The sequence below is a fragment of the uncultured Senegalimassilia sp. genome (assembly GCF_934632265.1).
In the GTDB taxonomy this organism is placed as follows: domain Bacteria; phylum Actinomycetota; class Coriobacteriia; order Coriobacteriales; family Eggerthellaceae; genus Senegalimassilia.
Map to the genome: position 1 here is coordinate 1 of NZ_CAKTYH010000114.1, position 5,922 is coordinate 5,922.

The window sequence follows — 5,922 nt, forward strand, 5'->3', positions numbered from 1 at the left end:
GGCGTCCCACTTGATGTGCAGCGTGCCTCCGCGCAGCACAACATCATTCTCTCTAGATGCGCGACCGGTCAATGCCGCTGCGACGTTGGTTGCGCACGCACCGGTTCCGCAGGCAAGCGTTTCGCCGCAACCGCGCTCATATACGCGCATCTCAATAGCGTTGTTGCCAACATGGGCGAACTCTACATTGGTCTTCTCGGGGAACGCGTTGTGGCTTTCGTAATGTGCGCCGATTCGGTTCAAGTCCAACGTTGCCAGACATTTGTTGTTCGCATCAATGAAGAGCTCATCGGGCAGAATGTCAAAGTTGTCGATGAAGCAAATAGCATGGGGATTGCCCATCGAAACGCATGTGAAGGCAAACGCTCCCCAAGGAGAATCGATGGCGCTTTCCTTTACGAAACCGTCGCCCTCGTCGGTCTGACCGTTTGCGGGCAGATTTACCGGTACTTCCTGCGGGTCAAGCACCGGATGACCCATGTCAACGGTTGCGAAGGTAAGCTTGTCATGCTTGTCAACTTCAAAGCTGATCGGTTTGGGACCGGCCAAGGTGTCAGCCGCGAAGTGACCGTCGCTGGCAAGAACGAATCCGCGATCGACGAGATACTTCGCAAAGCAGCGAACACCGTTGCCGCACATCTGAGCAAGCGTGCCATCTGCGTTGATGTAGTGCATATACGCCGCGCACTCGGAGCGTTTCGAAGGGCGGACCATGATCACGCCATCGGCGCCGATGCCGAAATGGCGATCGCAGAGCAAAGCCACCTGCTCCTGCGTCAATTCGATATCTCGTGAAAAATCATCAATGAAAACGAAATCGTTGCCAAGACCATGAAGCTTAACAAAATCCAATTCCATGAGGTATTATGCACGCTCCTTTAAGAGGTTTATATATGCACTACAGTGTATCAATCAACGATATTGCTACGTTTGCCAGCGCTGTGGTATCCCCTGAATCTGCGCAAAGCCAGTGAATACGTGAATCCTTTTTGAACCATGTGCGTTGGCGCTTGGCGTATCGGCATGTGGATACCTTTATGGATTCAACTGCTTCCTCCATGCTTGTGCAGCCATCAAGTGCTGCTACGATTTCCTTATAGCCGATTGCTTGCGGAGCTGTTATGCCGTCGCGAAAGCCAGATGCAAGTAGAGCTTCCACCTCTTCGATGAGCCCGTTGTCGATCATGCTGTCAACGCGCGCTCGAATACGCGCACGCAAAATGTCAGGGTCTACCGACAGCCCGACAAATACCGCAGGAACCCATTGCGGGAGCGTTTGAAGGCGCTGCTTTTGAATCGCGTAGCTTTCTCCAGCTTCAAGCAGTTCGAAGGCGCGGACCACTCGTTTGACGTCGGCAGGCGGTATAAGGCTTGCGCTTTCGGGATCTCGCTTGTTCAGCTCTTCCCATAACCGTTCGGAGCCGCGCTCCGCCGCAAAAGCGTTCCATCGTTCTCGGACCGGGTTATCTATTTGTTCGCCGTCTGGGAATTCGTACGCATCGATGGCTGCACGAACGTAAAATCCCGTGCCTCCAGCTAAAATGCTCCGCTTCCCCTTAGCTTCGATTTCGACGAAGCTACGACGCGCATACTCCTGAAACAACGCTGCGGAATACGGCTCTCCTGGATCAACCAGATCAAACCCATAATGGGTTACGAGTCGTTCGCGTTCGGGCAGCTTCCCCGTTCCGATGTCCATGCCGCGATATACCTGCATAGAATCTGCGCTCACCACTTCGCCACGCAGCTTGGTTGCGATGATTTGGGCCACATCCGTTTTCCCGGAAGCAGTGGGACCGACTACGCAGATAACGGGTTGCGAAAGAGCTGCTGCAGCTGTATTAACGGCTGCAGCAGCTTCCGAAAAGCTATTCAACGATATCGCCGGCCAAATACCAGGTTTTTGCTTCATTCACTCGAACGTTGACGATGCTGCCAGCAAGCTGTTCGGGGGTTTTCCCGGCAGGGACCGGAGCATGAACCGTTTGATTCTTCGGGCTTTTACCTGCAATGAGCAGCTCGTCGCGTTTTGAGGAGCCTTCAACCAGCACCGGGATGGTTGAACCCAGGTCAAGTTGGTTTTTGTCAAAAGCGTGCGCCTGAACGATATCTACCAAACGATCGAAGCGCTTCTGGATCACCTCGTGCGGAGTGTTATCCTCCATGCTTGCGGCGGGCGTACCTTCGCGCTTGGAGTAGATGAACGTGAACACCTGGTGATAACCGATCTCGTCAACCAACCGAGCCGTGTCCATGAAATCCTTTTCGGTTTCCCCGGGGAATCCTACGATGATATCGGTGGATAAAGCGATATCCGGACAAGCATCGCGCAGCTTGCTCACCAGCTGTCGATAATGAGCAGAGGTGTAGCGGCGATTCATCAGCTGCAAAATACGATCGGAGCCGGACTGTGCCGGCAAATGCAATGCCGGCATGAGCGAACGCAAGGTGCCGAATTGGGCGATCACCTCATCAGAGAGGTCTTTGGGGTGGCTGGTTGCGAAGCGCAATCGCTCCACCCCCGTCTCATCAAGAGCCTTGAGGATCTGAGCGAATCGGGGGCTACCGTAGAGATCGCGGCCGTAGGAGTTCACGTTCTGCCCAAGTAGAGTGATTTCCTTCACGCCGGCGGCAACATATCGCTCTGCTTCAGCGACGATGTCTTCGATAGGACGCGACTTCTCCCTACCGCGAACATAGGGAACGATGCAATACGTGCAGAAGTTGTTGCAACCGATGGTGATTGGTAGCCATGCAGCCCACGAATGCTCTCGGCTTGTCGGAAGCTCGGTCGGGAAAGAGGACGACGCATCGAGCACCTCAACCTGATGACCGCCTTCCTCGATGGCTGCTTGAAGCAGATGAGGAAGCGATGCAAGATTGTGCGTGCCGAACACGACATCGAGATGGGGCAGTTTCTTCGTGAGCTCATCGCCGTCGCGTTGGCCGATGCAGCCTCCCACCGCGACGATTCGTTTGCTCAACGGCGAGCCGCTTCTTACGGGTATGTTTTTCAAAGAAGCGACCTGGCCGTACAAGCGCGTGTCGGCGGCTTCCCGCACGCAGCACGTCATGTAAATGAGGATATCTGCTTCTTCCACGGTATCGACCATAAGGCCGCCCAGTCCCTCGAGCATGCCTGCAATGCGCTCGGAGTCGTGTTTGTTCATCTGGCATCCGAACGTGCGGACGCAAAAAGTCATGTTCATGAAGGGAGTATGCATAATGATATGGTTCCGATCGTATTGAGGATGGAAGCGATACGAAGATATGAGCCTACTCGCCGAGAGCAGGCTCCGCGACGGGAGTGCCGTGCGTATACCGAGGGTCTATGGCGAAGCGAATAGCCGTGCGATACTCGCCATCGATGACGATATCGGCAAACGACGGGATGCATGCAACTTCAATGCCAACAGGTGAAAGAAATCCTCGAGAAATGGCGATTGCTTTAACGGCTTGATTCACGGCGCCAGCGCCAACGGCTTGAATCTCAACGCCGACGCCATCTTTCACCATGCCCGCGATGGCCCCTGCCACTGATGCGGGGGATGATTTTGAGGAGACTTTCAGGCACCCTGACTCCGGGGCATGTTGTTCGGCATTCATGCATTCACCTTTTCGTGTTCTGTTTGACCTGTGTTTCGGCGTAATCAAATGCAAGCTAAATTGTAGCTATATCGAAATGTGTCCGCAACATGATGTGGAGGGCCTGTGCTAAGACTGCATGAGCACAGGAATGGTTATTCGTATAGCGTCCTTGCTCACCTTGATTTGCGGATCGATGTTGGAATCAAGGTAATAAGCGTCTGCCAATTCGGCGTAGGCCTGTGATACTTGACGAGCGAAACGCGCGAAATCTTCGTCCGAGACTTTCAAACCCTTTGGTTGCTTGGGCGCATGCATTTTTGTCTTCGCTGCAGGTTTGTCGTCATCCAACGCATCGGGTGATGACAAACCTTCGATCTTGATTTTTGCCAGCAATGGGGATAATGGTGCGATTTGACCATCGAGAATGCGCCGAGCGGAACGTTCGGACATCATCAACCCAAGAGCTTCAGCGGTATGGTGGAATGACGGCAAGCTCGAGCATGCTGCCAAGCGCTTGCAAATCGGCATGTGCGGGTCGCTCTCGCCAGCAACCTTATCGGCTGCAGTAAGCTTGCTCAGTCCGAACGCGTACAGCGTTGCCGCGATGTCCGTTGATGAGCCAATGAACACATTCGTCAACGCTCTCGATTCGATTGCGAATTCGGCGGCGGTTCGCAGGATGTTCTTCGGCCCGCGCACGGATACCGCGCCGGTTTCATTAAGCTCAAATGTTGGGAAGCTGGATTGGTCAGTTTTCTCAGGGAGTTTCTCGAGATCCGTTTCAATAACGAAAGCAGAACCAAGGCTCGAATCCGAGGCGGCTATTGACGCGGATTCGGCGTTTACCGCAATCGAATACAACGCCATACCGCGGCCATGTACTCCCCACTTGTCCATATGCATGGAATCAAGTTTCGAAGTGACGCGCGGCTCGAAGACCGTACGCTGTAAATGCTGCGGCACGCCATCGCCGTCGTCGATCATAACGATACGCCTGATGTTTCCCTCACGCGTACAGGCTGCGAAGATATTCGATGCGTGGGCATCACGAGCATTTCGCAGCATTTCAATGATGATGTCCTCGGATGATCGGATATCCTGCGCTGCCTGACGGCGCTCGGCTTCCGAACTACGTAAACGAACAAAGCCACCTCCGAGATCGGTTTCGACTCGAAGGTGGCTCTCTCCGCAAACGTCTTCGATAAACGAGGCAAGGTTGCCATCGCCCATAGTTGACGCCTTTCGTTATTTTGCGATACCGATAGCTCGGCTCTCGCGGATGACAACGACCTTCACCTGGCCGGGATACTGCATCTCGTCCTCGATGCGCTTGGCGATATCATGCGCAAGGACGGTGGTTTGAGCCTCATCGACCACTTCAGGCTGTACCATGACGCGGACTTCGCGACCAGCTTGGATGGCATACGTGCGCTCTACGCCCTTGTAGGAGTTAGCGATCTCCTCAAGCTTCTCCAGTCGCTTGATGTAGGCGTCCAGGGTTTCCTTACGAGCGCCGGGACGTGCTGCGGAAACAGCGTCGGCGGCTTGCACCAACACGTCGAGAACGCTGTTGGGCTCGACGTCGTTATGGTGCGCCTCGATAGCGTGGACGATAGAGGGCTTCTCACCGAAGCGACGAGCAAGGTCTGCGCCGATGACCGCATGGCTTCCTTCGACCTCGTGGTCGACGGCCTTGCCAAGGTCGTGCAGGAGGCCGGCGCGTTTTGCGGGAACCGGATCAAGGCCAAGCTCGGATGCCATAACTCCGGACAGGTACGCGACCTCGAGCGAGTGATTCAGCACGTTTTGACCATACGAGGTACGGTAACGCAAGCGTCCAAGCGTACGCACGAGCTCGGGATGCAGGTCATGGATTCCGGTGTCGAAGGCAGCCTGCTCGCCCGCTTCTTGCACGCGCTGATTCACGAGCTTTTCGGCCTTGCCGAACATCTCCTCGATGCGTGCGGGGTGGATGCGGCCATCGGCGATAAGGTTTTCCATGGTAACGCGGCCGATTTCGCGGCGAACCGGATCGAAGCAGGAAATGGTGACGCATTCCGGCGTGTCATCGATGATGAGGTTGGTGCCGGTAAGCTGCTCGAAGGACCGGATGTTGCGACCTTCGCGGCCGATGATGCGGCCCTTCAGGTCATCGGACGGGATGTGAATGGCGGAAACCGTGGTTTCTGCCGTATGGTCTGCAGCAACGCGCTGAATGGCAAGGCTGAGGATGGAACGGGCCTTCTTGTCCGCCTCCGCCTTGGTACGAGCTTCGGAATCGCGGATGATGGCCGCAGACTGATGAGCCACCTCGTATTTGAGCGTGTCGAGCAA

Annotated in this window: 6 protein-coding genes; all 6 read right to left on the reverse strand. The window is 55.1% G+C overall.

Annotation, left to right across the window (positions count from 1 at the left end):
* Nucleotides 1-858, reverse strand: an 858-nt coding sequence (gene dapF / locus Q0H50_RS07905) for a diaminopimelate epimerase (protein ID WP_294421151.1), incomplete at its 3' end; no start/stop codon positions are given.
* Between the two features lie 40 nt (nt 859-898).
* Nucleotides 899-1,912 (reverse strand): tRNA (adenosine(37)-N6)-dimethylallyltransferase MiaA, encoded by a 1,014-nt coding sequence (gene miaA, locus Q0H50_RS07910; protein WP_294421157.1) that lies wholly within the window; start codon nt 1,910-1,912, stop codon nt 899-901.
* On the reverse strand, nt 1,869-3,224 hold the full coding sequence (gene miaB / locus Q0H50_RS07915) for a tRNA (N6-isopentenyl adenosine(37)-C2)-methylthiotransferase MiaB (protein ID WP_294421159.1): 1,356 nt from the start codon (nt 3,222-3,224) through the stop codon (nt 1,869-1,871). The genes miaA and miaB overlap by 44 nt, the downstream gene beginning before the upstream one ends.
* Before the next feature lie 52 nt (nt 3,225-3,276).
* Nucleotides 3,277-3,606: a stage V sporulation protein S gene (locus tag Q0H50_RS07920; protein WP_294421161.1), complete on the reverse strand. Its 330-nt coding sequence runs from the start codon at nt 3,604-3,606 to the stop codon at nt 3,277-3,279.
* A gap of 108 nt (nt 3,607-3,714) precedes the next feature.
* Nucleotides 3,715-4,818, reverse strand: a complete 1,104-nt coding sequence (locus Q0H50_RS07925; protein WP_294421163.1) for an ATP-binding protein — start codon at nt 4,816-4,818, stop codon at nt 3,715-3,717.
* Nucleotides 4,819-4,833: 15 nt separating this feature from the next.
* Nucleotides 4,834-5,922: ribonuclease Y (gene rny / locus Q0H50_RS07930; protein ID WP_294421166.1), on the reverse strand; the 1,089-nt coding region annotated here is incomplete at its 5' end.